The 26,907-nt window shown below is 47.5% G+C and carries 24 protein-coding genes and 1 pseudogene; 6 read left to right on the top strand and 19 right to left on the bottom strand.

Going from position 1 to position 26,907, the window contains the following annotated elements; translation table 11 throughout:
• Positions 1–370: 370 nt before the first annotated feature.
• The 6 genes and pseudogenes from NDI52_RS20815 to NDI52_RS20790 form a co-directional block, all read right to left on the bottom strand.
• Entirely contained in the window at positions 371–2,614 is a 2,244-nt protein-coding gene (locus tag NDI52_RS20815) for a family 1 glycosylhydrolase (protein WP_190789476.1), read from the bottom strand.
• Positions 2,615–3,104: 490 nt separating this feature from the next.
• Entirely contained in the window at positions 3,105–3,164 is a 60-nt protein-coding gene (locus NDI52_RS20810) for a hypothetical protein (RefSeq protein WP_347280070.1), read from the bottom strand.
• 11 nt (positions 3,165–3,175) lie between these two features.
• Positions 3,176–3,277: pseudogene (locus NDI52_RS20805) on the bottom strand (pentapeptide repeat-containing protein); the annotation flags it as partial.
• 2 nt (positions 3,278–3,279) lie between these two features.
• Positions 3,280–3,450: a pentapeptide repeat-containing protein gene (locus NDI52_RS20800; RefSeq protein ID WP_199307988.1), complete on the bottom strand. Its 171-nt coding sequence runs from the start codon at positions 3,448–3,450 to the stop codon at positions 3,280–3,282.
• A gap of 197 nt (positions 3,451–3,647) precedes the next feature.
• Positions 3,648–4,526 carry an isoaspartyl peptidase/L-asparaginase gene (locus NDI52_RS20795; RefSeq protein ID WP_190770271.1) on the bottom strand — a complete coding sequence of 293 codons (879 nt, stop codon included), beginning with the start codon at positions 4,524–4,526 and terminating at the stop codon, positions 3,648–3,650.
• A 279-nt stretch (positions 4,527–4,805) separates the two neighbouring features.
• Positions 4,806–5,021, bottom strand: a complete 216-nt coding sequence (locus tag NDI52_RS20790) for a hypothetical protein (RefSeq protein ID WP_190770255.1) — start codon at positions 5,019–5,021, stop codon at positions 4,806–4,808.
• Between the two features lie 34 nt (positions 5,022–5,055).
• Between NDI52_RS20790 and NDI52_RS20785 the strand changes: the two genes are divergently transcribed.
• The 6 genes from NDI52_RS20785 to NDI52_RS20760 all read left to right on the top strand — a co-directional run bounded on the left by NDI52_RS20785 (position 5,056) and on the right by NDI52_RS20760 (position 7,982).
• On the top strand, positions 5,056–5,523 hold the full coding sequence (locus tag NDI52_RS20785; RefSeq protein ID WP_242035920.1) for an ATP-binding protein: 468 nt from the start codon (positions 5,056–5,058) through the stop codon (positions 5,521–5,523).
• A gap of 232 nt (positions 5,524–5,755) precedes the next feature.
• On the top strand, positions 5,756–5,848 hold the full coding sequence (locus NDI52_RS20780; RefSeq protein ID WP_242035921.1) for a hypothetical protein: 93 nt from the start codon (positions 5,756–5,758) through the stop codon (positions 5,846–5,848).
• Between the two features lie 269 nt (positions 5,849–6,117).
• On the top strand, positions 6,118–6,672 hold the full coding sequence (locus NDI52_RS20775; protein WP_190770751.1) for a pentapeptide repeat-containing protein: 555 nt from the start codon (positions 6,118–6,120) through the stop codon (positions 6,670–6,672).
• Entirely contained in the window at positions 6,665–7,147 is a 483-nt protein-coding gene (locus tag NDI52_RS20770; protein ID WP_190770750.1) for an SRPBCC family protein, read from the top strand. The genes NDI52_RS20775 and NDI52_RS20770 overlap by 8 nt, the downstream gene beginning before the upstream one ends.
• Positions 7,148–7,250: 103 nt before the next feature.
• Entirely contained in the window at positions 7,251–7,580 is a 330-nt protein-coding gene (locus tag NDI52_RS20765) for a hypothetical protein (protein ID WP_190770749.1), read from the top strand.
• Between the two features lie 102 nt (positions 7,581–7,682).
• Positions 7,683–7,982: a hypothetical protein gene (locus tag NDI52_RS20760; RefSeq protein WP_190770748.1), complete on the top strand. Its 300-nt coding sequence runs from the start codon at positions 7,683–7,685 to the stop codon at positions 7,980–7,982.
• A gap of 132 nt (positions 7,983–8,114) precedes the next feature.
• Here NDI52_RS20760 and NDI52_RS20755 read toward each other — a convergent pair whose 3' ends face one another.
• The 13 genes from NDI52_RS20755 to NDI52_RS20695 form a co-directional block, all read right to left on the bottom strand.
• The gene (locus NDI52_RS20755; protein ID WP_190770747.1) at positions 8,115–8,900 is read right to left on the bottom strand and encodes a PAP/fibrillin family protein; all 786 of its coding nucleotides are present in this window, start codon (positions 8,898–8,900) and stop codon (positions 8,115–8,117) included.
• Between the two features lie 47 nt (positions 8,901–8,947).
• Positions 8,948–10,351 (bottom strand): NCS2 family permease, encoded by a 1,404-nt coding sequence (locus NDI52_RS20750; protein WP_190789477.1) that lies wholly within the window; start codon positions 10,349–10,351, stop codon positions 8,948–8,950.
• A gap of 61 nt (positions 10,352–10,412) precedes the next feature.
• Positions 10,413–10,970: a hypothetical protein gene (locus tag NDI52_RS20745; protein WP_190789478.1), complete on the bottom strand. Its 558-nt coding sequence runs from the start codon at positions 10,968–10,970 to the stop codon at positions 10,413–10,415.
• A 34-nt stretch (positions 10,971–11,004) separates the two neighbouring features.
• A complete protein-coding gene (locus tag NDI52_RS20740) occupies positions 11,005–12,588 on the bottom strand; it encodes a B12-binding domain-containing radical SAM protein (RefSeq protein WP_190789479.1) in 1,584 nt (527 codons plus the stop codon).
• 131 nt (positions 12,589–12,719) lie between these two features.
• Positions 12,720–13,157 (bottom strand): hypothetical protein, encoded by a 438-nt coding sequence (locus tag NDI52_RS20735; protein WP_190789480.1) that lies wholly within the window; start codon positions 13,155–13,157, stop codon positions 12,720–12,722.
• A gap of 45 nt (positions 13,158–13,202) precedes the next feature.
• Positions 13,203–13,640 (bottom strand): hypothetical protein, encoded by a 438-nt coding sequence (locus NDI52_RS20730; RefSeq protein ID WP_190789481.1) that lies wholly within the window; start codon positions 13,638–13,640, stop codon positions 13,203–13,205.
• A 383-nt stretch (positions 13,641–14,023) separates the two neighbouring features.
• Positions 14,024–14,401 carry a hypothetical protein gene (locus NDI52_RS20725; protein WP_190789482.1) on the bottom strand — a complete coding sequence of 126 codons (378 nt, stop codon included), beginning with the start codon at positions 14,399–14,401 and terminating at the stop codon, positions 14,024–14,026.
• A gap of 656 nt (positions 14,402–15,057) precedes the next feature.
• Positions 15,058–19,299, bottom strand: coding sequence for a caspase family protein (locus NDI52_RS20720; RefSeq protein WP_348256513.1), 4,242 nt, complete (start codon positions 19,297–19,299; stop codon positions 15,058–15,060).
• Positions 19,300–19,343: 44 nt separating this feature from the next.
• Entirely contained in the window at positions 19,344–22,757 is a 3,414-nt protein-coding gene (locus tag NDI52_RS20715) for a caspase family protein (protein ID WP_190789484.1), read from the bottom strand.
• A gap of 137 nt (positions 22,758–22,894) precedes the next feature.
• Positions 22,895–24,343, bottom strand: a complete 1,449-nt coding sequence (locus tag NDI52_RS20710; RefSeq protein ID WP_190789485.1) for a M12 family metallopeptidase — start codon at positions 24,341–24,343, stop codon at positions 22,895–22,897.
• A gap of 279 nt (positions 24,344–24,622) precedes the next feature.
• Positions 24,623–24,853 (bottom strand): peptidoglycan-binding domain-containing protein, encoded by a 231-nt coding sequence (locus NDI52_RS20705; protein ID WP_190789486.1) that lies wholly within the window; start codon positions 24,851–24,853, stop codon positions 24,623–24,625.
• 260 nt (positions 24,854–25,113) lie between these two features.
• The gene (locus NDI52_RS20700) at positions 25,114–25,785 is read right to left on the bottom strand and encodes a response regulator transcription factor (RefSeq protein WP_190789487.1); all 672 of its coding nucleotides are present in this window, start codon (positions 25,783–25,785) and stop codon (positions 25,114–25,116) included.
• Positions 25,782–26,864, bottom strand: coding sequence for a response regulator (locus tag NDI52_RS20695; RefSeq protein ID WP_190789488.1), 1,083 nt, complete (start codon positions 26,862–26,864; stop codon positions 25,782–25,784). The genes NDI52_RS20700 and NDI52_RS20695 overlap by 4 nt, the downstream gene beginning before the upstream one ends.
• Positions 26,865–26,907: the final 43 nt, after the last annotated feature.

Genomic DNA, 26,907 nt, shown 5'->3' with positions numbered 1-26,907 from the left:
GCTAAAGGGAATTTGTCATAAGCAATCCTGCGATTACGATAAAATGCAAATTTAGGCAAAAAATACTTGTAAATTGAGCAACCCTTATAGAGGTTGCTCAACTTACTGTTGTCCTTGCTAAGAATGCACTTTAACCCGGTGATTGACTGTTTATCTCTGAAGCGATTGCTCTCACACCACAAAAATTAGAAATCTTTCATTCAACCCATATCGCTGAAATCTGGCAGTTTTAGAGCCATTGTTCTTATTAGAAATGATTGAGTTTACCCATATAGTAAACAGCGAACTGCTCGCCTTCCTCCAACTAATGGAATGACTTATCCGGACGATCGCTGCATCCATAGATTGACTATGTAAATACCTGCACAAATTACACACAAATACGCTCATCCAGATAACGACCGATCGCCTTCTCCAACGTCGGCAACAGTACACCCCGCTCACTGCTCAACACGCTATAGCTTGGACGGGGGGCAACCCAATTTAATTCTTTGGCAGGACAGGCATGAACACGAGTGCTATCCAGCCCTGCTAACTCAGCCACCTCCCGTGCTAAATCTGCCCAGGCGATCGCCCCGGCATTTGCCAAATGCCACAACCCTGATTCCCCATCAATCAGCAAGTCTAAAGCCGTGTTGACAAGGTCAGGAACATAGGTAGGTGAAACGATCGCATCGGATGCGGCAAGAAAGGGCTGTCCGGCAGACAGGGTGCGAAGGGCAATCGTCAAGAAGTTGTATTGATCCCAGGGGCTAAAGAAGGCACTGGTGCGGACAACTAAGGCATCGGGATGGGCGGCGAGAACCTGTTGTTCGGCGATCGCCTTACTCTGCCCATACACATTTAGGGGGGCAACTTGATGGCTTTCCGTATAGGGTTCAGCCCGATTCCCGTCAAACACCAGATCCGAGGAAAACTTGACCATGGCAATACCGCGCTCGGCACAGACATTTGCCAGAATAGTGGCTCCCTGAGCGTTAATGCGATGGCAAAGATGGGGTTCTCGCTCGGCATCATCGACCCGCACATACCCCGCTGCATTCACCATAGCCCAGGGCTTCAACTCCTGCAAAGTCGCCTCCACAGAACCAGCATCGGTAATGTCCATTTCTTGGCGCGATAGCAAATGGTAGGGGATGCCGCGCACCTCGCAAAGACGAGCAAAGGCTTGCCCCAGCGTCCCTGTTGCTCCGGTAATGAGCAGAGGTGGTGTAGAAGCCGCAGCGGATGATGGAGCGATACGCCGCATCTCCACCGACGGACAAACCGTACCCGCTGGGGAATCCACCCAAGCGCCTGCATCCTGGGAGTAGTTCACGGGGGAATAGAGGAGCCGTTGCGATCGCTGCCACCAACCGGGTAGATCCAGCAGCGGGTGGGTGTACTCTCGTCCTTCCGCCAGGACTTTCACCATGGAGGCGATCGCCGTAGGTCGCGGCACCCCAGAGCGTACATCGAAGACTCCCGGTTCATAGAAACCATCGGCACAGGTGACAAGGCTGTTCCAGTCATAGGTGCCGAGTAGCGACCAGACGGTGACAGCCCGCATGTCTACGCCGTCATCTCGAAGGGATTGGGCCATCTGCCAGATTTCCTTGAGCCAGCGTAACTGCTCCTCACGGGTGCAGCCCAGATGAGCCTCGGTAATGGCGATGGGTTGCCCATAGCGTTCCCACACTTCCTTTAACAGCGTGGCATGGTCATAAATGCCATCGGCGCAGACCCATACGGCTTCCACATCGGCGTATTGATGGTTGCCGTTACCGCCGCAAGTGTGGGGCGGGTAGCGATCAATACGCTCGTCGATGAAGCGATCGCCACACACATAACGGTTGACACCAATAATATCGGGTGGGCAAGGATTGTCCTCAAACCAGAGCAATTCGGCTGGCTCAACGCCTACCTGCATCAGGTAATCCCACAGGGGATGAGAGGGATTCACCCGACCGCAGAGCAGATCGAGGGATAGCCAGCGGCGATCGTTTTCAAGCTGTGCCTGGTAAGACAGCAAAGGCGTACTGAAGGTTTTGCCTAAGTCCTCAGTTTGGACGAGTTGCGCACGAGGATTAATCTGCCGGATGGCTTGCATTGCCAGCACCGTAGCACGGCACTCGTGAAGCAGGGCTTTGGTGAACATCAAGTCATCACAGGCATGGGGATACCAGTGTCCATACAAGCCACTGAACCGTGCTGTTGTTAAAGGCTCATTGACGGGGGTGTAATGGCTCACCCAAGGATACCGTTGGGCAACGGCAGCAGCAAATTCTGCCAGTTTTTCTGGAAACCTTGGATCGATCAGGTTTGTATCGCGAGGGCCGCTACCATGATGCACTAACCCGGCGATCGGACGAATCCCTAAATCATCCAACAAGGCTAAACGTTGATCCGTCCACGACCAATCAGCCTGCTCCAACCCGTTGGGGGCAATGCGTTCCCACAAAACGGGATAGCGGATAGCTTCCACCCCAAGGGCTGCAAACTGCTTCAGATCATCAATCCGTGTCGCGTGTCCATTCCATTCCAGTTGATCAAAATACTCGTCCCCAATACGATTAACCGTGCATTCTACCCCAGCCCACACCGCTAGCGGTGGCATTATCTGCGTTGAATCCATAAAATTCCTCGTTGCGTTCGAGACAGCACGCTATGACACCACACTCCGCCGATCGCCCTACCTCAATGAAAAGTGAGAAAAACAAACAACATCTGTATTGTTCGATTCAGCCCTTCGAAGTAAAGCTTTATTAGGTCATTAGTTCGGACAGTTTTTCTGAAACCCTTGATTTTGCGTGCGTGAAGCGCACGCAAAATCAAGGGTTTCAGAAAAACTGTCCAGAGTATTGTTAGGTAAAAGTTTTTCAGAACTGAAGGAAGATAATGAGTTAGAAAATAGGGTATTGAATTGGTTCATATTTCATTTCCTGAATCTTTGTACGGGATCACATTTCAATGCACACCGTCTATTCTTCCTCGGTTGCCAACTAGCCTTGTTCAGTGACGAAAGGACTACTTTGCAAGCGAAAAACAATACTCAAAATAGATGCCAACCATCTAATGGATAGCCTTTTGGTAAAACGGTTCGGCTGACACAAGCGTGGCTTAAATCAATATTTAAAGGGGGTAACATTCATCAGGGATGCCCATTGCAAATTGGCACCATCCAGGTTTGCTCCGGTTAGATTTGCCTTTTTAAGAAGGCATACCGCAAATCAGCCCCTCTCAAATTAGTCCCGCTTAAATTTGCATCGCTTAGAGCAGCACCATGCAGGTTTGCATGACTTAAATTTGCGTAGCTAAGATGGTTTCATGCAGGTTGACCCGGCTTAAGTTAGCGCCCGATAAATCTGCCTCAGCCAGGTTTGCGCGTCCCAGCCTGGCATCTGCCAAATCGAATCCATGGAAATCTCGTTTGCCAAATTGATACTGTTCCTGGATTTCGTTCTGATTCATAGTCAACCCCGCTACAGCCTTCACAAATGGGGGGGTAGGAATACCCACACGTAAAGGTAGTTTCCCTCCCGTACCCTGCTCATATCCTGCCAAGGACTGGCCTGAAGTTTTTGGGGATCTGGAGGAATGGTTAGGCGATCGCCAACGGTTACTCTTTTCCAATGGATCTGGAGGAATGGTTAGGCGATCGCCAACGGTTACTCTTTTTCAATAAACGTAGCGGGTTCTGATAACTCATCGGTTCTATAAGCAACCGCCATGTGTTGTGAGTTATAGGCCCAACCAATGCGCCCCTGGCGATCAATCAAAATACAACCCGCTTCTCCTTCTACGCGATCTTTCAGCGTAGCGATCGCGTGTTGAGCCGCCTCTTGCGGATGTCGATCTCCAGCTAAGGCATCAATCGCTGTCTTTGCCAAAACAACCGGAATAATTGATTCCCCATCTCCGGTAGTTGAACAAGCTCCTAGACGATTATCGGCATACAGGCCGCAACCTACCAATGCTGTATCTCCCACCCGGCCCTGGGGCTGCCCTGTCGTGCCACCTGTCGAGGTAGCAGCAACAAGATTGCCATGGATATCCAGCGCTACACAGCCCACGGTGTTGGGGCGATCGATCACCTCAGCTTCCTCCTTCCATTCCTGGTACTGTTCCTCAGCAATTAAATCGTCTTTAGAACACATGGCTAACCCATGTTCCAGAGCAAACCGTTCTCCACTACGGGCGACCAGTAGCCGGGGTTTTTCCTCCATAATTCTGCGAGCCGCAGAGATGGGATGGCGCAGACCCTGTACGGCTGCAACAGCTCCCCAGCTTAACGTTGTGCCATCCATCATGGCCGCATCAACTTCTACCTCTCCTTCACTATTGAGGGTTGAGCCAAAGCCCGCGTTAAATGTTTGGTCCGATTCCAGAACTTGAATGGCCGCTTCCACCGCTTCTGCCGCGCTACCGCCGTTAGAAAGCACCTCCCAACCCGCTTCAACCGCTGCACGGCATCCGATATGGTTAGCCTCTACTTTGTCTTCTGTAATCGTTTTTGCGCCACCATGGACAATGATGACAGGCTTGATGGGATTCATGTTTTTCCCCTCAGTCTTAAAGGTATAAGTTGGGCGATCGTGCAATGGCTTATTGGGAATTCAACACATGCTTTCTTCCCATACCGAATCGCAGCGAATTCAAAGCTCAGTTCTACACTGCTAACAGTGTCAATCCGCCTGTTGCCCCTTCTCAATAGTGACGGTATGTAGGGCTACTGTACTACCAACTTAAGAATAGGCATTGGTTTTTCAAGGGAAGATCTAGCTAATTTGCTGATACTTATACTTTCAATTACCAACAATTCATCTCTACGATAGATGGAGAAATGCTAGAAAGGGGGCGAGTGTGCTCTTGAACGCCTTCATCAACCAAGGCTCAAACCCTTCTGCTTTACGTTCACGCAGCAATTGTGAAAACTTCTCGGCTAGCTCAACTGCTTTGTTCAAGTCCGGATGTACTGCTACCAATCGAGCTAACAAATCGACCCCTTCTGCATCTCGATGCTGTTCAGGCTTAACAATCAAAAAACTAGTAGGCTGCGTCCTAAGTTTACATACTATGTTTTTGTGTGGGGTGCGAAGCACCCCACACAAAAACATAGGTGATGGATTTCCGCCTCAGCGTACTAGTCTGGAACGAATATTGGCTGAACTACTTTGCAATGCCTGCAAGTTTACTCCTGTTGGGGGAGAAATCATAGTCGAGATTTGCTCAAAGACACTATCTACTGAAGCCTTAAATACACTGCTATTCAGAGTGAAAAATTCAGGTGTAGAAATTCCGTTGAATGAATACTCCCGCATCTTTAATCGGTTCTATCGCATTCCTAAAGGCGATCGCTGGAAACACGATGGGACTGGGTTAGGATTGACATTAGTAAAAAAGCTAACAGAGCATTTAGGAGGAGTCATACAAGTCAAGAGTGAAGCTGGGCAAACTTGTTTCACGGTTGAGATACCTGTTGATAGTGATCGCCAGTGCGTTTTAGTACTGGGTGTATTATTTAGCAACCACTTGATTGTTTAAATAGGCTATAATCGTTAGTACGAAGACTACTGAGGTTTCCCATGAGCTACAGCAAGATCCAAGGGGAAATCCTCGACCAATCCAAAATCGCTACAGCTATAGTACTGAACTAATCCCGGTTAAAGTTCATAATATCCGCCACGATGAGGCTCAATCGATCGATATTCCTTTTGCAATTGGCTATACGATCGATGATGAAGGGTTAATCGATAACTTTGCAACTGAGCCTGGTATGCATCCATCAGAGTATCCCTCTCCACGACAACAGCGGCAGTATATTGTTCTGGGAGCAACAGCTTTTTCTTTGTTGTCATGCTGCTTTTAGCTGCTGTTCTCGTGAGTTAGGTATGTGTAGTGTTGGTCAGATTACATCGTGCTGTTCTTTTGAATCTAAGCAATTGGCTTTCGCCTACTTGTAAGCTGAACCGGAAAAAACAACTCATCCTTTAAGCCATTATTTCATCAATAGGATTGATCTCTTGGTCTAGGCCAGGAGATCAGCTTATGGCTTTGAAGCAATTCAACGTAATCAACATTTAGAATTTTCGTACCGTTTGTTACAAAATTTGCTCACTCTATTTTTAGGAGAAGGATATGGATGCTCAAGAGATTTTAAAACTTTATGCAACAGGACATCGGGATTTTAGTCACGTTAGTCTGGTTCAAGTTTGTTTAATGAATGCAAAGTTGATCGGTGCAAAGTTAGTTGGTGCAGATCTGATTGGAGCCGATCTACGTGGGGTAGATCTGACGGAGGCTCATCTCAACCAGGCAAAGCTCAATCAAGCCAATTTAGCTGATGCAGAAATGATTCAAGCGTGTCTAACCCATGCGGATTTGAGAGATGCTTATCTAAGTGGCGCAGATTTAACGCATGCCGATTTGAGTGGTGCCGATTTGAGTGGTGCCAACTTAGGAGGAGCCGATTTAAGGAAAGCCGACCTCAGTAAAGCCAATTTGAGTGGGGCTGACTTACGAGGAGCCGATTTATGTGGAGCCAATCTGAGAGAGGCTGATCTCAGTGATGCAGATCTAGATGGGGCATATCTAAATGAGGCAGATTTAACTGGAGCAGATCTCGAGGGAGCCAAAATTGATAAGGCAGGACTCGACGGGGCTAAAATGCCCAATGGGATGGTTCATGCCTGACTTTGTGAGTCATTCCAATCCTATACTTCAACGCAGTGTGGAGGTGGAAGTAAACTGCTCTGTGCAACAAGTCTATGACCTCTGGGAAAACTTGGAAAATGTACCCCGTTGGATGCCGCTTGTAAAAAACGTGAAGCGGGTCCGGGGTGATAAGGAACTGTGGCACTGGATCTGCGGTTTGGGGTTCCCGCTAGTAACCGAATGGACTTCGCGCATTACTCGACGTATTCCCCTACAGTTAATCGCTTGGAATTCAGTTTCTGGACTCTCAAACCAGGGGGTTGCAGAATTCTTTCCAACGGATCAGGGATGCCGGTTGCGTCTGACTCTTGCTTTCGATCTACCAGGGGGAATTGTAGGAATATTTTTGCAGAATATTGGGTTAGACCACTGGTTAGAGGTTAACTTGGCTCAGAGTTTGAATCAATTTCGGTCTCAAATTGAAGCCGAAGTGCTGCGGCAGAGCGTTGCATAGGATGATGAATTCCTTTTATTTCAGAGCACCCTAAAGACAGGAATGAGGTAACAGTCTGACAACCTCTAACTCTTAATTTTTTGGCTTTAAAGAGGTAGAAACTATGAATTTTTTGTTTGATTTTTCACGGAATTATTGCATCACGATCTGTGCTTTTTTGATACCCGCTAATCTTTTGTTAACCCTGTGTACCCTATACCTGGTCGTGAGGCTTCAGCCTCCAGTTCAGGTTTATTGGTCAGCCTTTGTGACAAGCCTATTTGCGTTGGCTTTGCTATTGCACGATTTTACCTGGTTCAGTATTGGAGTGGTCATGGCTCCAACCTACATTTTGCTAGCCTTAGCCTGCGTTTGTCTCAGTCTCAATATCTGGGCGATCGCTCATCCAACAAGTATAAAGCAACTACTCAAAGAATTCGCATCGATAGGGTAGAGAAATATCGCAAGGCTGACTAATTACGCCTTCTCTCTTAGGTGACAGGACGCAATTCGTTGATTGAGTCCTTCCAATACAAAATATAGTTCTAGAGGTTTTATGTCTACTTCCTTAACATCCGGTCTTCTCGTTACCATCATTGGTGAAGCTGTATTGCAAGATCGATTGATACGCTTGCTCACAAAATTAGGTGTGTCTGGTTACACAATTATTGCAGCACAGGGTGCAGGCAGTCATGGAAGACGCATGGGTGATATGGCTGGCTATAACACTAATATTGAGATTAAAACGGTTGTAGCTTCAGAAACCTCTGATCAATTATTTGAAGACCTGAAACCCTTGCAATCGAATCACGCTTTAATTGCTTTTCGGCAACCTGTAGAGGGTTTGTTTGATTAGATACCTCTGGGTATAAAGAGGTGAGACATGAGTACCTGGCATCAATTAAGCTCAACTGAGGTACTACGCCTTTGTTTAGCAAACGCGAAAAAACAACGCTAACGCTGCAATCCTTGTACAGCAAAGATTTCATTAAATCGCTAGAAATTGATTATTCCGTTCACAAACCAGAACGGTTTCCCGTTGCCCCTGGGTAATTCGTAGTTCTTCATCCAGATACAGGATGGTGAGGGAGCCTTTGGGCGATCGCCGCATCTGAAATTCCATGCGTCCGGTTTCTTTGTCCATTTCCTTGGGTGGAACCAACCCAAACATCAGCTTGAGCAGTTGGCCCTGAAACCAATCCTTAATGCTGCTGTGGGTCGGTACCTTGGGGTTCTCGAAAATTGCGTTCCATTGTTGCAGATCCGTATCAGCGGCAGGTTCTAACACACCTCCTGTAAACTGCACCTGGAGGACTGTATCACTGGCAGGTTTACAGATGCCCAGGTTACGCACGGTGCCCCGGAGTGATGGGGTGTTGGGATGGGCGATCGCAAAGTCCACCACAATATCATGGGTGCGCTGCATGGGTTCTTCCATCGGCAACACGGGTTGAAAAACCTGTTGGATCACAACCGTTAGATCCTGCGGTTGGAACATATTGAACGCCAACCGTCCCAGCGTGTAACAGTAGGTGCCATCTGCCAGGCGTTTACCGTCAGGGAAAATGGGGGCACTGATGAGTTGCCAGTTTCCATCCAGCAATTGAGAATTTTGCGTGGGAACAGGGGTGGGATTGAGGGTTGCAAGCTTCTCAAGGATCTCGGCAACCATTGGGTGGTGTGGATTACCATCGTAGGTTGTTAATGCTGCACGGAGATTGTCTTTTAGGACATTTCTAGAGGTTTCAGAATTCCTGAGCGTTTTGGAAGCCATAGTGTTTCGTAATTCTAGTGTTGAGTATTGTTATTTAATCCACAATCTTAAGACTGCAAAGTGGTTAGCAGAAAGTAAGCGACTGCAATTCCCGCAAGCGTCAAGCTCGATTTCGATACGGGTTGTTTCTTGCCTTGAGTCATCTTGATCGCAGCATCCGCAATAAAACCGATTGCCATCCCATCTGCAACCGAGAACGTCAGCGGCATAATCAAGATCACCAGAAAAGCAGGAATGGCTTCAGCTAAGTTATTCCAGTCGATCGCGCGGACACAACTCATCATCAAGACTCCAATCATCAGGAGAACAGGTGCCGTTGCAAACGCAGGAATTGCCGCAAAGAGTGGTGCAAACCAAGCTGAGACGAGAAACAACAGCGCAACGACGATCGCCACAAAACCACTGCGTCCACCCTCAAAGATACCAGAAGCAGATTCAAGATAAGGAATCGCTGGCACACCGCCGAAAAACGCTCCAGAGACGATGCTGAGGGAGTTTGAAAGTAGAGCTTGCTTTGAGCGATGCAGTTCTCCATCGGGCTTCACACGGTTTAGCTGTTGCCCCAAGACGTTGAGTGAACTAATCGTATCTGCAAAACAAACAAACAGCAGCATGAACACAGCAGCAACAAAGTTTCCGAGTTGTGACCAGGTAAGATACTGACTTCCCGCGATCGCTTGCCCCACGAGATCCAGCGGCAACTCTGGTATGGTCAGAAGCTTTTCGGGCAGAGGAGCCACACCAAAGAGCCAACCGAGGCTTGCTGTACTAAAAATTCCGAGCAACATTGCCCCTTTTACCCGTCGAACAGTCAGAATTGCCGTCATCAAGATTCCTGCGATCGCAATCAAGGTGGCGGGCTGCTTTAGCGATCCCAAAGCAGTTGTCGTTGCAGTGCTACTTACAATGATGCCTGCTCCTAAACTTGGAGGCGCGACGTTGCCAGAGAGCGCAATATAAGAGAGAAACAATCCTAAACCAACGACCATTGCCTGCTTGAGCGAGATGGGAATGGCATCAATGATATGGCGACGAAACGGACTGAGTACCAGTGCTGTGAAAAGAATTCCTTCGACGAAGACGGCGGTTAGGGCAAGTCGCCAATCCATACCCATGTTTAGTACGATCGAGAACGTAAACAGAGCCGCAGTTCCCGTTCCAGGTCCCATTGCAAACGGATAATTTGCGAACAATCCCATTAGAATCGTTGCGATCGCAGAACAAAGAACTAGCGCCACCAAAATTTGCTCAAACAAATCTCCTGGCTGATCTAGAAACATTGCGTTTCCTAGAATATGAGCATTGACAACCAGAATCGGAGCTGTGGTCATAAATGTCGTGAGGCTGGCAAGCAATTCAGTGCGATAGCATGTTCCCAGCTGTTCAAATCGGAAAAAATGACTGATTCGATCAGTCATTGGCAAAGCGATCGCAATTTTTGACTTATTCATGAGGGGTATAAGAAATGACAGTGTAATAGAAGTAGAGTTTTGCTCTGCTTAACACCATTGACTAAAGTGGAGAACTAAAAAATTGAAGTAGTTCTATCTCGGCTGCTTTGGAAATTTCAAGCTGTTGTCTAACTTGTAAAACAGCATGGTTTTGATAAGTGCTAAAGTCGAGTTGATTTAGATTTCTACGCTGTATCGATCGACCGTACACGAATCCCGCATCAAAGAATTTCAAGTCTTTCCACGAAAAGCGATATTTTTTGGGATACACCGTGGATGCAGCAATCTTATACAAAAATTTGTGCAGCCAAGTGGTTTGCAAGTCATTCCCCATCGTGAATCCTCGGATAAAGGCTTCATCAGCTAGAGAATGCCCCCGGTTGAGGATTGCGTGAAGGCAATCATGCCCGTAGAGGTCGATTTTTCCGGGTAGTGCGATCGGGCTATGGGGATGTTCAAGCAACCAGGTCATGAGGGGTGTATCTGATTGACTATCGATCGCTAACTGTTGCACTACGTCATGCAACGTACAAATATTTGAGTCAATATAGAAGTCTGGTTCTATATGGTCGGGTGGTACTTGCCTAAATTGAGAAGTCAGGTTTGATCGAATACCCATCGATAGACTCCCAAACAATAAAAGGGATTTCTCTTCAGGCGGTGCTGGGGGAGCATTCCGCCAGTTGACGTTCCGTTGCCAGAAACTCTGCCATTTGAGCCTCAATTTGAGTCCGGACAATTTGGCGATACTCGATAAAGTGCTCAATTTCAGCACAGACGGAAAGATAGGGACTGATGCCTCCTGGATTGCGTTGCAGCATACCTGCCAGATTGCGCCAGAACTGCCAGCGGGTCTTGCGGATCGCCCCCTGTCGCCAACAGATCGCCAACAGGGCACGCAGTCTCACCCAATTCACTCGCTCTTTGCCGCTTCTGCCTTTTTTGGGATAGGTGGCTTCACCAAGAAGTAGGTAATGGCGATAGGCACGATCGAGAAACTTTTCCGGATCATATAACTGCCAAAACGCCTCGATATACTCGTGTGCGATGTCTTCTAGCGATCGCGTCGGCACAAAGTTCATCAACGTGGTCTGATTGATATCCCCCAATTTCTGATGCAATCTGCCTTCTTTTTCCAGGCGATGCCACAGCGCTGTATCGGGCAACGCTTGCAGCATACTAAGCACCGCCGTCGGGATAGCCGTTTTCTCGACAAATTTGACAATGCGATCGCCCGCGCCCTTCTTCTCGCCGTCAAACCCGATAATGAAGCCAGCCATCACCCGCAGCCCACTGCGCGTAATCTTCAAGACGGAATCACTCAAGGAGTCGCGGGTGTTTTGGTGTTTTTTGGTGAGGGTCAAACTCTCCTCATCGGGCGTTTCAATGCCCAGAAAAACGGAGCCAAAATTGCACTGCACCATCATATCCATCAATTCCTGATCCTGCGCTAAATCGACCGATGCTTCAGTCGCGAAGGAGAAGGGATAGTGGTGTTCAACCATCCAAGGTAACAGTTGCTTCAGCAGCAGTTTGACGTTGCGTTTGTTGCCGATGAAGTTATCATCCACCATAAAGATACTGCGTCGCCAGCCTAACTCGTAAAGCCGATCAAGCTCTTTCAACAGTTGTTCTGGGGTTTTGGTGCGAGGCTTGCGACCGTAGAGCACGATGATGTCACAGAATTCACACTGAAAGGGACAGCCGCGCGAGAACTGCACCGACATCTGGGCATAGGCATCAAATTCCAGCAGGTCAAAGCGGGGAATGGGGGTGTCGGTGACATTGGGACGCTCGCCGATCGCGGCTCGAAAGGTGCCGCTCTCTTGCCCTGCTGCGATCGCGCTGACAAACATCGGTAGTGTAATCTCACCTTCGTCCAAAATCAAATAATCGGCTCCGACCTCGCTGACTTCGTGGGGTAGGGCGGTGGCGTAGGGTCCACCGACAGCGACTCGCTTGCCTCTGCGTTTTGCCTCCTGAATCTGCTCGAGCAGGTCTTCTTTCTGCACAATCATGGCGGACAGAATCACCAGGTCAGCCCAGTCCCATTCGGCTTGTGTGACCGATCGCACGTTGCGATCGACCAGTTTGTAATTCCAGTCCTGCGGTAAGATGGCTGCCACGGTCGCTAATCCCAGAGGCGGCAGCATGGCTTTGAAACCGAGCAGGGCAAGCGTCTTTTCAAATGACCAGAAGCTCTGGGGAAAAAGCGGATATAGGAGTAACACATTCATATTCAATTGGTTCTCCAAAGAGCGTTTTACTAACTCATTAACCCGAAAAAAACTTATCTCTCACTTTTACTCCTTTAGTTAGCTGATCATTCGTTTCCTTCTTTGTTACTTTTTCAGCAAGCCCTACTTAATCATCTTTTTAGTAGTTTGGTTTTAAGAACAGAGTAACCAAAACTTACAATCCCAAAGGTCAACAATCCCACGGGTTGTGCGCCAGGAGGATTATTGATGTTAGTTATCCCAAAATGGTTGGCTCCTGTTACTGATAACAATAGTTTTGGAGGAGATTGAATATTGTTATAGGTTTGTTCTGTTCGAGGGAAAAGTGCAACACCATCGCGATCGCCTTGCAACAAAGCAACTTCAATGCCGTTATTATTAATTGACACAAAATTTCCAGTAACTTGATCACGAAGATTTGCCCCAAAGAAAGCACCCGCAAGAAGTTGAGGCGGACGAGTAAAAGGTTCTTGACAGAGGAGTGCCAAACATTGATTGGCACTCACTGAAAGACCAACAGCCCCACCAAAGGAATGCCCTAATAAACCAAGCTTCTCAGTATCCACCACTCCAGTGATCGGAGAATTGGTATTCGTATCTTCGAATGTATTCAGTTAAAAAGGATCGTTTGCTAGCTTGATCACTTCCCATTGAGTTCCAGAAAACCCATCAGTACCAGGTGCGAATCCAACAGTTTCACTTCCTGTCCTACCATCGAGGAACAGATTACGACCAGTGCTAGCTACACACTGAAATGTTACTACTTGATTGTTATCACCGTAGCGCCATCTGGTTACCCATCTAGTACCTGGACTGTCAGATATTAGTCCAACCGTTGCATCGTCTATACGCTCTAGATAACCATCTTCATCTTCCACGCACTTAAAAGATACTCCTTCGAGACCGGGTTGAAAATTGAGTATCCAGTTAGTTCCATAGGATTCAAGATTGGATGCTAGCCTAACAGTTCCTTCATATGGGTTACCACCTAGAAATCTAGGCCCATCTATCTCTCCCATACATCTAAGTGCGACAAGAAATCTATCCGCCATGATTAATCTCCTTGTTGGTTGGGCTACTATGAACAAAGTCGCATAGGCTTACTTAAGCCTTTTGCCGATCAGCAACGCCCCTAGCTTGACAGCCAAAACTCGACCTAAGAATCCTTACAAATTTAAACTGCTCTACCAAAACCTTGTAAACCCTACAGGTAAGCAACTTTTTCCAGAAGTACTCAAGTTATTTTTGTAAGGATCCTAAGCAATTTCTCGAAAGCCAGTTAGTCCTGTGTAGGGCATGCTACGCCATTGACGCACCCTACGGATCCATCTGCTAGGGCGTGTTTTAAAACTTGCTGGAAGGGTTGTTTTTTTGTGCGCTTCACGCACAAAAAAACAACTTTTAAAACAGAGCCTAGAGCAATTTTCTCTAATCGCTAACACACTTCTGCGTCGGGTGAGCAATCTTGAACGATTTCAACGGAATCGGCTCGATCATTCATGAAATCACCTACATAGCTGTAACTCCCTCTATACGTGGCACGTCTTCCAGTTTCTTGGTCGATCAGCGTAACTGCAACGCCTGAGGGGACACTCAAAGAGCTGACTTGATTGATGAGTTGCGGGCTAATTGGTTCAGACCTTACTCCACCAACATAGAATGGCAAAGACTTTCCTTGAAAATCGCTATGCTCATACAACTGAACCTCTAGAGTTGATCCAGCTTCTGCAGCGATCGCGGATGGAATCGAACTCATAAAAGTCAAAACGACAGCAACGAAAGAAACCATGATTTTCATCAATTTAGTGTTCATTTATTTTCTCCTAATGACTCAATAGGTTGAATGAAAGCTACTGCTCATTTGCTTTCATTTTTGTGTTTGCTTGCTGTAAATCTGAAAGTTGGTTATATCTGTTCCCCCAGCGAACAGATTAGCTGTGCAGCTAATCTGTTCGCTTAACTGTCTCTATAGTAGAGATTCAGCTCAAGAGAAACATCTGAAGAACGTCTCGACCCTCACTCAACGAAGTAAAGTTAACCCAGTTAACATTAGTTAGCTGACTGAGTATGATTACTTAAGTCTTTTGTCAATGAGCAACGCTCCCTGCTTGACAGCAAAAAAACGACCAGAGTACTTGCTCCAGTCGGAAGTAAGTTTTTTCTTTTTTCCTCAACGGTTTGCCTGACTGCCGCTTTCTAAGCGTTTAACATTGAGGGAGTTCGTTCAGAGCTGCGATCGCGCTAATCGAGTTTGCATAAATGGCAAGCTGCGATCGACTCCATAATGTCAGCGGATTGTTATCTCGCACTTCTGAACGAACTTTCTAGGATATACTCTTATCCATTTTCATTAGGACAAAGGAGTGAGGCGGCGCAACGCGCCGCCTCACTCCTTTGTCCTAATGAAAATGGATACAGCTATAAAAAGCTTCAAGCTGTTCTAAGACAGTTTTCTGATCACTCCTAAATTTAGTCCTTGCAAAGTTGTCGATCGCGCTCACTGACATTCATTTGGGTGAGATAGTTGCGAAGGCGATTGCACCCCTGTTCTATCAGTTGATCTAATTCGCCAATTTGCCATAGTTTTGTTGTTCCATCTTCTCCAATGGATAAGAGGAATGCTCCGTCAGAACTGAGCTTTAAGCTTTTAATCCCGCCTGAATCCGTCGAAAATTCCGCCATCGTTGTTCCATCTAGATAGGTCAGAATGATTCGATCGTTTTCTGCGATCGCCATCAAGCTACCATCTTGATTGAAGGTAAGACTGCTAAATCCATTTCGCTGATAAGCGGTTAGAGGTGTTGCATATTGCCGCTCTGAAGCAACATCCCACAACCGGACGCTATTATCTCTAACCCCATCCTCTACTACGGTTAGGGAGGCATATAGAATTCGGTTGCTGTCAGGTTGCCAAATCACTTGATCGAACTTTGTTGGCTGCGTTTGACGAAAGCGATTCACAATCCTACCAGAGGTCACATCCAGAATGTTGATCGTTCTCTCAGATTCTTCTCCTGCAATCACAGCGACTTGTCCACCCTCAGGACTAAATGCCACATTACTAGGAGGATACACACTACTAGGAGAATAGTTTCCCTCAAACGGGTTTAATACTGTGCCATCGGGGGTTAAGGAGTACAAGGTTCCGTCTTGCGCTAGCGCAACCAGCCGTTGACCATCTGGGCTAAAACTCATTTCATTGAACAATGGGAGAGAAGCCTGCGATTGCTCCGTTAACTCTCCTTTAGCGTTGAACCAATGCAAAATTCCATCGGGAGATTGCCCGATAATTCGATTTCTCCCGGGCTGAAAAGCAACACTTTGAAAAGAACCGGGTAGCTGTTGGAGAAAAGTTAAGGGCTGAGGTTCCACTGACCAAATGCGAACCGTTCCATCTGCACTGGCAGTTGCAAGTTGACTACCATCTTCTCTAAAGTCGAGATTGGCAACCTGAGTCTGATGCGCTTTGAATTCGATCGGCTCACCCGATCCAGTTCTCAAGCGAACCGTGCCATCTGCTGCTCCAGTGGTTGCCAAAATACTGCCCTTGGCGCTAAAGGCAAAGGTAAAATCTTGCCCCAGAGCCGTAACTTCATCGGTGTTCAAATCTCGCACGATCGCACCTTCCTCTAGCCCCTGACCATCGTTTCTTTTTTGGTTAATAAAAATGCGGCTGCCATTGAGGTTGAATACTGCATCCAAAGGTGCATGGGAGACTCCAGAATTAAATTGCTGGAGTAGCTGGTTTGAAGCATTGAGGATTTGTAGGGTTCCGTCCTCTTTGGCGATCGCTTGGAGCAATTGTCCCTGGGTATCAAATCCAACGTCGAGAAGATTGGGTTGGGTGACTTGACTGTAGGCGTTAGTGGCTAAGTCCCAGTGGTAGAAGATATTAGAAACTCCCGTATCCGTTGATCGATAACCGACAACCGCCAATTGACGACTATCTAGACTAAATCGCAGACGCGTGATGTTTTCATCTACTGGGAGTTCTGCGGTGACTTGCTGTTGTTGCCAACCCCATAGAGAGATTGTGCCGCCCTCCCCTCCAGCGATCGCTAACAGATTGCCATCCGGACTTAACTCAACATCAGTGGTTGATCCTGGCGGACGGTCTAGTTTATTAACCTCTTGTCGGTTTTGGCTATCCCAAATGTGAACCGTTCCTGCTTGCTCGATCGTGACGACAAGCAACCGATCGTCTTTCCAAAACACTTTGGCAACTCTTCCCGAAAAACCTTCTAAGCGGTTCATTTCCCGAACGGTATAAACTGCTTTTCGCAGGTTTCTCACGATTGCCGTTTGCTCATTGATAGGAATTGGAAAGAAACCTTGTTGGAGTTCCTTGAGCAGTTTTGCAGCGTGTAAACTATCGAGTGCCGCATCGATTGTCAGTTGTTTTGTTTGGAGCAGGGCTTCTGAGGCTTGACTGGCTGCCTGCATTTGTCCAATCTTTGCATCTCGTTGACCGAACCAAGCGGCGATCGCCAGTCCACTTAAGCCCAACATGACGGCGATCGCAATTCCCCAGCGAGTTCGCACATTGCGCTGTTTTTGCTGAGCACTACGCTGCACAAACTCTGTCTCAACTTGATTCAGCCAATTTTGTTTAGACGAGTTGAACACCTCTTTTTGCAGAACCTCTAGATAGGGATCAGCATTCCACAGGAAACGATTTTGCTGCTTTGTTTTCCATTCAAAGGCGGCAGGCGTTAAGCGGCGTTGCAGCTCTAAGTTTTTCTCAGCTTTCGCCCAATCTCTTAGTTTTGCCCACCCCAAAATCAGTGCATCGTGAGCAGGTTCCACATAGGAATTTCCTTCGGCATCCTGTCCTTCCACTAACAAGCGAGCCGCTGAAAATTTCTCAATCACCTGCTTGACTTGTCCGGCTCTCGCAGGAGAATAGCTGAGTTCTGTCCAAGAGACTCTCCGTCGAGCGAGTTCGCCGCTCCCCACTGCAACCATTCGTAGCATGACGATCTTAATGGTTTGTTCGTAAGCCTCTCCTAAGGCGTTGCATTCCTGATCAGCCCGTTGGGTCAAACTACGCGTGACCCCGCCTAGTTTGTCATAGTCGGCTTGGGTGACAGCCCGATCAAGCGTTTCACCCCGAAGATTAGCTTCACGCTGACGCTTGAGATAGTTCAGATAGAGTTCGCTCAAAGCAAATGATAACAACGGTAAAGCGCCCGGCATATCTGCGACTTCATCAATTAGTTTCTCTACGAGATCATGCGGTTGAAAGTACATGACTCGTGCTTCTGCGGGTTTCTCGATTGCATTTCGTAATTGTGATCGAGACATTGCAGGAACAATAAATCGAGCAGACTGCCACCACTCTTTTAAGGCTAAATCTCGCAATTGCGGTTCAAAGTCCGAACGTAGCGTTAAGATGACTTTAATTGTATCGGAATGCGTTGTAATGACTTGTTCCAGTTCTTCCAAGAATTGACGACTTTCCTGTTCGTTGTGGCAAAGTGTGATCAATTCCTCGCACTGATCAATCACAAGTAATATTTTTGTATGAGGATTTTCTTGTTTCCAATTTGAAATCAGTTCAACGTAGGATTTTTGAGCTACAGCCTCCTGATCGAGTGCAATATTTAATGCAGCATAAGCAGATTTTCCAGGACGAATGACAATCTTTACCCAATCTGTTGCTTCGAGTTTGGGGATGAGTCCTGCTTTGACCAAGCTTGACTTTCCAGAACCGGAAGCTCCTAATACAACGGTCAATGGATGGCTTGTCACAAACTCCGCTAATTGCTCGACGATCGCAGTTCGTCCAAAAAATAAATCTTTGTGTTCTGTCTCAAAGGATTCTAATCCACGATAGGGGTTTTTTGATTCATCAAGCGGAGGTGCAGGTGGCAAATTCAGGGGATGCCCCGGTGTGAGAAAGACATATTCGCCCTTGTCGTGTTTCTTGAGTGACCAAATTCCGGGAGTTTGCCGCTGGCGATAAGATTCGGTTGCAGGCTCAATGCGATCGCGCAAATATAGATAGAGTTCCGTTGCAGTTACAACGCCATCGCCAGGGCGTTTTCCAGGTGTAGCCGGAGGATAGCGATCGGCATCTCCAGAGAGTGCCTCAAACAATGCAGCCGCAAACGGAGAATGTTCACCGACTTGACTGCGTTCTGCGTTGAGCGACAAAGCATCTAAAGCTTTTTGATCAGAAGCTGCTGAAGTGATGATCTGCCAAGCAGGATCTTGGATAAAGCGATCGTACCGTTCCCGATGAATCACCTCTGGAGCTGCCAGCAAATCGCGAGTGCTGCCCCAGCGAAACGCGCCCGCAAAACAACAGTCGAGAATGCCTAAAAAATGGCGACAAGGTAACTTTTCCAGTGCGGCCTGCAAGCGGGTCATCGGCAGATAAGTCTGCACTTCGCCTTGCCTGGCATCTTGAGGAATCAGATAGCCCGCTGGATCATCATCGCCGCTGAGGGCAATGCCATGACCTGCAAAATAGAACAAGAGGCGATCGTCCTGACCCACGTTCTCAGGCAGTGTCTTTTCGAGCAGGTGTTCTAAATTCTTCAGCGTTGCGTCTTCATCAAGGCATACCCACACCCGGTAGTTGTGCTTTTCACGTAGAATCTTGACCAGTTGTTTCGCGTCATTCACCGCATTCTGGAGCGGCGCAATTCCGTAATCGTATTGGTTAATGCCAATGACGATCGCTAAATTTCCTGAGAACCCAGACATGGAATGCGCCTCTAGCTATCGATGATCCGCTTTAAAAAAATTGATTACTGTGATTGACTCAATAACACAGTTTGATTTTGAGCCTGAAGTACCGCTTTTGAAAAAGTTTCTAACCCGACTGGATCATTGAAGTAAACCAGATGATCACAGCCCACTTCATAAATTTGTGATGGCTTGACCCAACTGACACTTTGACTACTGTGAACTGTCACAGCAATATCATTCGGTTGATTGAAGAACGGTAACTCAGTAAAGTTATTGAACAGCCTTTTCATCAATCTTTCTAAAGGATTCATTCGTTGATCTTGCTGAGTTTGAAGTGCCGCAGGAACGATTGAAGTATTGCCCGCAATTAGGGTATAAGGAACACCCATGTCAACGCTATCTGCCAGAGCTTGTAATACAGGAGAGCCGGGGCGCATTCGCTTTAAATTCACCTGGACTACGTCAGAATGATCGATTGCTTGATCAATTATTTTGATCAACATCCCGACGATCGGTGCGCTCCAGGTTATGAGAGATAATCCGTTCAGTCCGATGCTCAACGTTGCCAAAGCCCAATCTTGGACGGTTGCCCAGGGAGAACCCGCATTGGGTGTGCCAAACATGATTAAGTGTTGAATCATGCGATCGCCTCCTTCTTTCTCAATCATCCACCGGGACACTAAGCCACCCATTGAATGCGCGATGATGTGCAGCGTTTTGCCGTGATTCTCACCCAGCCCAACGGCTGCTAATCTCTGCTTCAGCAATCGGGCATTTTCCTCAATGGATGTGTTTAGATTCTCATAGTCAAATGCCAGGATCACGTCATAGCAATCGATCAGATTCGCCTTCTGCAAGCTCAGTGCCATCCCACAGGTTGTGCCAGTAATGCCGTGAACATACAGCACCACTCGTTTTGCTTGAGCAATTCGCGCTTTGATGACCTCTCTGTCTTTGATGTAAGTGACCGTTTCGTCAGGGTTGAGTTGGGCGATCGCTAAAACAGGATACTCAAACTCTAATCCCAACTGTTCCATCAAAATTTTTTGGAAGCACAGCCGAAGTGCTCCACCCAAGCTGCGGCTATCTGATGCCAGCGAATCAGAAGCATTCGGCAACCGCTCGATGGTAATTTCAGTCTTTCCATCAACTGAACGTCCGCTGCCTAAAGGCAGGAAAAATTCGCCGTCATGGGCGATCGCGAGTAATCGCTCATTCGACGCTAACGGAGAATCCACTAAAAGTTTGAGGGGCGCAGTGGGTGTGACCTGCGATCGATCCGCAATCTGGCTCAACTCCAGCACACTCAAGCCTGGATCGCTGCCGCGACTGGCAGCAAATTGGAAGGACTGGCTGTTCGCTTCTCGGAGCAATGGGGGTAAAATGCTGCCTGTGCTGCGCGTCGACTCCGTTTCGCTAGTTAATCGAACCTGGGCAGTCAAGCTGGGATGGGCAAATAGTGTCACGCCTGGTGCTAACGCTGTGCTTTCCCTGCTCGAAATCGGAACAGTGGCTTGGGGGCGAACGGTGGTCATCACGATTTGACTCGTCACCCAATCATCGTAGAGTTCTTCTTCAGGGATTGCCCTGAGTTCTCGATGCTGGACGCGATTCATCAACCGATTCAGGGTTCCTCGACCCCGACTGATACTGCGAGACGGCAAAGCGGGTAAATCCAGTTCAGCTTGTTCGAGTAAGGTTGCGTCGAACTCAGTCGTTGCAACAATGAGTTTCAAAACATCCCGCGTTTCTGTAATGCCCTGTTTCCAAAGTTTTTCTGGTACGGTTGGATAAATGGGCCGATTACCCAACGCCCAAACTTCTTCACCGGGATTGAGCCAAACTCCACCTGTTTCAAATAAGTCTGCACTGACGGCATAGCGATCGGTTAAATCCAATAAAGCGCAATATAATGCTTCGTCACTCGTATTTTTTAACTTGATTTTGCAGGAAGGTGGCTTTGATTTCTGATTCTCCTGCTGATACCTTAAGCGGATCTCTAAGTCCTGTAGTTCCTGTCCGTCTTGATAAAGCTGCATCTGCACAGCGTCGGGTCGAATTCGGCTGGTTGCCGGACTGGACAGTTCAACAATGTTGAGCCATCGGGTCATGTGTTCTAGCCGCTCTACCGCCTTTGATGCGCTCTCTGGTGTGTATCCTTGAATGGAGTTCACGAGTGGGTGAGCGTCCATCGATCGGGTAATCCAGTATTGTTGATTTTGTGCCGTTAGCTTAAATTCTGCATTCTCAGCAGCTTCAACTTCCTGGATATACAGCGAGGATTGCAAGGCAGTACGAACCTGTTCCAGTCCATTCGCGTCTCCCATCAGGACAATTCCTTTCGGGGGCAGGGGTAAGCTGGTGGCGATCGCCTTAAACACTTGTTCTGGCTCTAAGCTTGAAATGCCAGTAATCTTCACTTTGCTCCGCTGCGGCAGCACCTCCAACACCTGCGCTTCGCCGATCGCCCGCGATAGCGTTTTTAATTCATCAGCAGACGCATTCAATGGAAATAGGGCAAGCGTCATGGTTTCTCCTGCCGACGCTTGTGGGATACCGTGAACCGCGCCGCCATCGATGATCCATTCGTCGTCTTTGTGATAGCTGACGGTAAAGTAGGCAGAACGGGGAGCGATCGCGCCACCCAAAAATAGCTGATCGAGTTCGCCGGAAACGGCTGCCTCCAGTTGAGGAGATTGTGCCGTCACTTTGTTAGAAACCAGGGCATGAGTTCGTTTGAATAACTCGCGCAGGGTCAAATTGCCGTTTGCCTGCTTCAAGGTATCCAGCAAATAGTAGGAAAATGCCCCCCGGCTTTGTCCACTGATCCGCACTTCTTTCGCAAGTTCGCGATCACGACACGCTGACAACAGTACATGATTTCCACGCGGTATTGACCAATTCGTTGCTGATCTGAGCTGTTCAATTTCGCTTGGCGAAAATAGAAATTGATCGAGCGATCGCACTCGCGAATCCGCCGGAGCCTGACGCACGGCAACATCTGGATCAATCTCACGAGTGCCCGATCCAGAATGACAGCAATCTAGCACGATCGTAATTTGCGGCTTATTTTCAGCAACTTCAGCAATTAACTTTGCCAATTCTTTGTCTGCTAGATCTTTCCCGGTCGGTGTGCGGCTGTCGTAGCACACTAGCGTTTCATGCAAATGATCTGGCTCGATCGCCCAAAATTCTGCTGGCGTTTGCTCCTGGCTACCGTGTCCAGCATAGTAAAATAACACCGCATCTCCAGGTTTAGCCTGACACAGATGCGATCGGAATGCGGTGACGATCGCGCGATAGGTCGCTTCTTGGTTAAAGAGCGTCTGAATGTGCAGTTTGTTCTGGTCTTCAGTTCGTCCTTCTAGATAGGTTTTGATAGCAGTGACATCATTCACGCATCCGTTTAATGGAGGGACAGGAGCAACATACTGATCAATTGCGACTAATAATGCGTAGATATGACGAGTCATTGCTTTCTCCTACTTTTAAGCCGATCCTGAAAGATATCCATAGCCATTCGGCTAACGACGGGGTGCAGGAACTTCGCCTCTGCGTGAGGTTACAGCCACACCCCTGTCATAGAGTGAACTACAGCGATACAGCAGATCTATTTGGGTGCTGGCAGCAAGGCATAAAATGCAGGTCCTTCAGAGGTCCAGCCGTCCCCAATATTCTCCTGGATAGAATACTGATACCGCCATCCATCCTGCCGATCTTTCGCATAGTGTTGATGAATCGGCTGAAGGGGTTCAGAAAGACCAGAATTTTTATCCTGGGGTTTAGCAAAGGCATAGAACGCAACGCCTTCATTCTTCCAGCCCTGCCCGATCGCCGCTTTGCGGGAAAGCTGATATTTCCAGGGTTCTTCAGCAATGTGTCGGTACACGGGAACCGTTCCGAGTTGGCTCTGATCGAAAGCGCGGAAGACCACACCATCTAACTTCCAACCGTCTTGAGTAAAGCTCTCCGATCGCGTCGCGCTATACAAATAACGCCAAACGGGAGTGGTGGCAGAGTACTGATAGACCGAGACGATCGCCATTTGAGGCGGCTTAGTCGGAGTCGGGGTGGGGGGTGGAGTAGGGATCGGAGTGGGAGGTGGAGGTACTGGAGGAGAGGGGGGCGTGGGTGTGGGCTGAATGATGTCCTTATACATGTACTCAACTGCTGCAATGTCACCCTTGCTAAGTTCTATCTTTTCTCGCTCTAGACGCTTCTGTTTAGCGTCCTTATTGGAGTCAAGGGCTTCGATCGTGGTTAAGGATTTACCGTCGCTACCCTTTTTGCCAAACGCAGCTGGACTATAGTGCATGACTGAGTCGTAGTCATACTCACCAATATCGTCCGCGATGTCGTTATTCTTGTTAAACTGATCTATCTTCCCAGGTTCAACGTTCTCTTCTACAATTCGCACAAAACTATCGCGGTCTTGTCGGCTCTGCTCATGAAACAAACCTATGGCATGACCGATTTCATGAAGAATGACACCGATGCCATAGCCCTCCCCTTCTAGATTAATTTTTTGTTTCTCTTTTCCAACCATACCAATGGACGAAAAAAATCCTTTTTCTGTGTTCTCAAACTGCACATAGTTAGGAAACTCCTTCTCATTTTCAGGGGTGCGTTCCACAAATTGAAGTGGAGTTTTATCATCCCAATGTCGTACGGCTGCCCGAATTACCTCATATTGTTTTGGTGGAATTGACTTATCCATTACGTAGGGAATGATTCCCCGCGTCCAGCGATTTTCTCTGCGCGTAATGCCAACGCCACGGGGAACTTCACCCGATCGCACCATCTCAGCAAATTGTTCCATTTCTTCAATGCTGCCCAAGAGAATATCACCTTCCAGGATGGCGTTGCCATCAATTTCAGAATATTCCACTTCTTTGACATCGAAGGTACGACCCTGGATATAGCCAGTTCTGCGCTTACCTGATCGAAACCAAACTGAAACATCAACATCATCAACAGAGCAATCTGATGCTGCTTTGAGTTGGGGTTCAATAGAACCAGAATCAGGAGAGGAAATATTGCGTTCATTTGTCGTCGTCATAAGTGATGCTCCTGGAATTAAAGCTAAAGGATGTGCTCGAAACAAACTCAAATTTTGTAGCTTTCTAGGAAATGTTGTTATTATTCCGGCAACGTCTGTTGATGCTCATATTGATGATTGTGTAGGATTCGTTAGCGGTAGCTTCGCTGTTTACCCTTCGAGTTAATTGTGTAACGCATGATTTCAATGGTTCTGGTGAATTACGGTTCACTTTCTAACACAACCTACGGTCGGTGCATTCAATTCAATTACCGAAGTATTTGCAAAAATCTCAAAGCGTTAACCAAGATTGTGAAATATACGCGCCCAAGTTTCAGGACCAACAATTCCATCTGCTGTCAATCCACGGCTACTTTGATAGCTCTTGATAGCAGCTTTGGTGCTTTCACCAAATACTCCATCTTCATCTATAGGGCCAAAATCAAGAGTATTTAGGGAGTTTTGCAGACGTTGAACATCTTCACCGACGCTACCAAGACTTAGAGTTCTTTGATCGCTTTGAACTGGCATATCTTTTATCCTTGAATCTCAGCTCTTTGCTTAACTGTCTTTATCGTAGAGATTTGGTTCAAGAGAAACATCTGAAGAACGTCTCGACCCTCACTCAACAAAGTAGAGTTAACCCGGTTAACATTCGTTGATTGACTGAGTATACTTACTTAAGCCTTTCGTCAATTAGCAATACAGCAATTCTCATTTTGTAATGAAAAGCGGACAGGGCACACCCTGTGGGCGTGCCCTGTCCGCTTTGAAAAGCGCTTTCTAAGCGTTCAGCATTGAGGGGGTTCCTTCAAAGATGCGCTGCCGCTAATCGAGGTGGCATAGATGGCAAGCTGCGATCGATTACTGAGTGCCAAGCGGTTCAGTAAATGGGATACATACGTTTTAACGGTGCCCTCTGCCAAATTCAATTGGGCTGCAATTTCACGATTTGGACATCCCTGACCGATTAAGCGCAATACATCTCGTTCTCTAGACGGTAGTTGTTTAATTTCCTCTGCGACGTTCCGCTGCCCCGAATCGTTGTCTGGAACATTGGTTAATAACTTTTCGATTAATCCTGGAGCCATCTGACAATAGCCCCGATGAACAGAACGAATGGCTTCAATGAGTTCAGAAGCGGGCATATCTTTGAGCAAATAGCCCTTTGCACCAGCCCGCATCGCCTGAGCAATATCGCGATCGTCATCAAAGGTACTCAACACTAATACCTTTGTGTTGGGAAACTGCTCAGTCATCAATTGAGTTGCTTCGATGCCAGTCATAACAGGCATGCGGATATCCATCAGCACAACATCCGGCTGCAACGCGGTAACTTGCGCGATCGCAGCCTTTCCATTTTCCGCACAGCCCACCACTTGCAGATCAGTTTCCTGATCCAGAACTGCCTGTAGCCCTTGGCAGATCAAACTTTGATCATCGACCAGTAGCAATCGAATCATAGAGCACCTGAAGATAACGGAAATCGAACCTCAATTTGGCAACCTGCTCCGGATGCTGTCGTTAAGTGGAATTCTCCCGCTAAGGCGGACACTCGTTCTTGCATCCCTTGCAGTCCAAATCCAGCGGTATGCTGGTGGCAATCAAATCCTTTGCCGTTATCTTTGAGCGTTAGGCAAAGGCAATCCCCGCTGGCTTGGCGAATTGTCACCAGGTCAATCTGTACCTGAGTTGCCTGTGCGTATTTAGAGATATTTGTTAGAGCTTCTTGCACAATCCGATGAATTGTTCTCGATACAGATAAAGAAATGCATTTCTTTATATCAATCTGAACGAGTGGGATAATTCCTGTAACTTGTCGAAATCCTTCTACCAAATCCAAGATCGTTGCTTCTAAAGATGCTTGATCTGGTTGATCGGCCCGCAGTGTCTTGACAGATTGACGCACTTCCAGCATTGCAGTTTTGCTTAACTGATACGCCTGAGTTAGAAAAACTTGGGCTTGAACGGGATCGGTTTGAAGCACACTGATGCTGGCTTGGAGCTGCACAGTCAGCGCCGTCAGGGAATGTCCGAGCGAATCGTGAATCTCGCGAGCAATGCGATTGCGCTCCTCAATAGCTGCCATTGCTTCAATCTGTTGGTTGAGCGATCGCTCGTGGGCTAAGGCTTGTTGCAGTTCTGCTTGCAAGCGGCGGAGCGACAGTTGGGTTTCAATCCGAACCATGACTTCTTCAACCTGGAATGGTTTACAAATATAATCCACACCCCCCACTGAAAAGGCTTTGACTTTATCAATTACTTCGTTTAGGGCACTAATAAAAATCACTGGAATAGTATTCGTTTGCGTATTCTCTTTAAGCAAACGACAAACTTCGTAGCCATTGATACCTGGCATATTGACATCAAGCAAAATCAGATCTGGCGGTTGTGCCTGTGCACCCATCAATGCTGCCGATCCATTGATCACACCCCGGACTTTGTAGCCCCGCTCACTCAGTATCGTTGATAACAATCGCAAATTGTCGGGAGCATCATCAATGATAAGAATATCTGCCTTTGTTGAAGATTCACGGCTCATCACTTAACCTGAGCTATATCCGGTGATTATACCCTTTCAGTCA

It is taken from the genome of Leptolyngbya sp. PL-A3 (genome assembly GCF_039962325.1).
Lineage (GTDB): Bacteria > Cyanobacteriota > Cyanobacteriia > Elainellales > Elainellaceae > Vacuolonema.
Note: the sequence above shows the minus strand (reverse complement) of the source record. Positions and strands in the feature narration are given on the sequence as shown.

Coding starts and splice junctions, on each gene's coding strand:
- NDI52_RS20765 (WP_190770749.1), top strand. CDS start 7,251: ATGAATTTTTTGTTTGATTTTTCACGGAATTATTGCATCACGATCTGT.
- NDI52_RS20720 (WP_348256513.1), bottom strand. CDS start 19,299: ATGTCTGGGTTCTCAGGAAATTTAGCGATCGTCATTGGCATTAACCAA.
- NDI52_RS20785 (WP_242035920.1), top strand. CDS start 5,056: ATGTTTTTGTGTGGGGTGCGAAGCACCCCACACAAAAACATAGGTGAT.
- NDI52_RS20800 (WP_199307988.1), bottom strand. CDS start 3,450: ATGAATCAGAACGAAATCCAGGAACAGTATCAATTTGGCAAACGAGAT.
- NDI52_RS20705 (WP_190789486.1), bottom strand. CDS start 24,853: ATGCCAGTTCAAAGCGATCAAAGAACTCTAAGTCTTGGTAGCGTCGGT.
- NDI52_RS20710 (WP_190789485.1), bottom strand. CDS start 24,343: ATGACGACGACAAATGAACGCAATATTTCCTCTCCTGATTCTGGTTCT.
- NDI52_RS20745 (WP_190789478.1), bottom strand. CDS start 10,970: ATGGGTATTCGATCAAACCTGACTTCTCAATTTAGGCAAGTACCACCC.
- NDI52_RS20815 (WP_190789476.1), bottom strand. CDS start 2,614: ATGGATTCAACGCAGATAATGCCACCGCTAGCGGTGTGGGCTGGGGTA.
- NDI52_RS20715 (WP_190789484.1), bottom strand. CDS start 22,757: ATGACTCGTCATATCTACGCATTATTAGTCGCAATTGATCAGTATGTT.
- NDI52_RS20695 (WP_190789488.1), bottom strand. CDS start 26,864: ATGAGCCGTGAATCTTCAACAAAGGCAGATATTCTTATCATTGATGAT.
- NDI52_RS20740 (WP_190789479.1), bottom strand. CDS start 12,588: ATGAATGTGTTACTCCTATATCCGCTTTTTCCCCAGAGCTTCTGGTCA.
- NDI52_RS20700 (WP_190789487.1), bottom strand. CDS start 25,785: ATGATTCGATTGCTACTGGTCGATGATCAAAGTTTGATCTGCCAAGGG.
- NDI52_RS20725 (WP_190789482.1), bottom strand. CDS start 14,401: ATGAACACTAAATTGATGAAAATCATGGTTTCTTTCGTTGCTGTCGTT.
- NDI52_RS20775 (WP_190770751.1), top strand. CDS start 6,118: ATGGATGCTCAAGAGATTTTAAAACTTTATGCAACAGGACATCGGGAT.
- NDI52_RS20730 (WP_190789481.1), bottom strand. CDS start 13,640: ATGGCGGATAGATTTCTTGTCGCACTTAGATGTATGGGAGAGATAGAT.
- NDI52_RS20770 (WP_190770750.1), top strand. CDS start 6,665: ATGCCTGACTTTGTGAGTCATTCCAATCCTATACTTCAACGCAGTGTG.
- NDI52_RS20760 (WP_190770748.1), top strand. CDS start 7,683: ATGTCTACTTCCTTAACATCCGGTCTTCTCGTTACCATCATTGGTGAA.
- NDI52_RS20780 (WP_242035921.1), top strand. CDS start 5,756: ATGCATCCATCAGAGTATCCCTCTCCACGACAACAGCGGCAGTATATT.
- NDI52_RS20750 (WP_190789477.1), bottom strand. CDS start 10,351: ATGAATAAGTCAAAAATTGCGATCGCTTTGCCAATGACTGATCGAATC.
- NDI52_RS20755 (WP_190770747.1), bottom strand. CDS start 8,900: ATGGCTTCCAAAACGCTCAGGAATTCTGAAACCTCTAGAAATGTCCTA.